Source organism: Vibrio sp. 1402, from assembly GCF_033340275.1.
This window is the reverse complement of sequence record NZ_JAWOWE010000125.1, coordinates 1-902: the sequence shown is the minus strand read 5'-3', so window position 1 is coordinate 902 and position 902 is coordinate 1. Positions and strand designations below refer to the sequence as shown.

At 44.6% G+C, this 902-nt stretch carries 1 protein-coding gene; it reads right to left on the bottom strand.

Annotated features, from left to right (window positions below; genetic code table 11):
- Window positions 1–865 (bottom strand): PDC sensor domain-containing protein (locus R7044_RS24575; protein ID WP_225455917.1); only part of this gene is annotated, 865 nt, incomplete at its 3' end.
- Between the last annotated feature and the right edge of the window lie 37 nt (window positions 866–902).

Here is a 902-nt window from a genome sequence, read left to right as displayed (position 1 = left end):
AATCGGTCGACGACGCCGCCCATAAGCCATAATCAGGAAGGTATTTGAGTGTGATTAATTCATTCAAACGTTGGGTGTCGACGACGACATTGATTGCTCGGGTTAGCTGTTTTACTTGGTCGGTATCCCAGCCGTAGTCTTGCTGGATTTGATCCAATAAGGCTTGTTTATTTAAATCATCGGCGGGCTTTTGATAGTCCTTGATCGTAGTGTCTTCAGATGAGCTAAACGTAAGGTAGCCGTCGTTTCTAATTAGGGACACGCGATTGTGTTCATTAGCATGAATGTCGTTACGAAACACTGACGACGTATTCATGTTAAAGCCAGCGGTCATTACCGCTTGTACTACGCCATTTTTATCTGGAATCGCTTTACGAATGGGAATAACTAACGAATCTTGCGCTTCCATAAAGTAGGTTCTGCCGATCACCATGCGATCGGAGTTCAACGCTTCAAGGAAGGTCTCTCTGGTCAGCGGATCTTGCTTGAGATTGTGTAGCTTTTCCAAAATCAAGTTCGAGCTAACGGAAATGTAGTCGCCGTTGGGATTGGTCAAGCCAAAACCGATGATCGCCGGATGAATGTTGAGAAGTTTATCTAACATTGGGCGAGTTTGAATGGCCGCGGTACGAGTGAAGCTATTTTGCTCCACCAGTTGATGACCAACGACTTCTAGCAGCGATTCTTGCCCTTTTAAAAGTGACTCAACGGAGGAAGCAAACAGCTCCAATTGTAGGAGCTGTTTGTCTTTGTATTTGTCTAACGTTGCTTGGTAGTGGTAATAGCCGAATAGCGAAAATGTCACGATACTGACGGTGAGCAGCATCATGTAAAGAGTCCAAATGTTCTTCTTTAATCCGACCATATTGTTTTGATAACCCCTAGCTTAACGCGTAATTGGC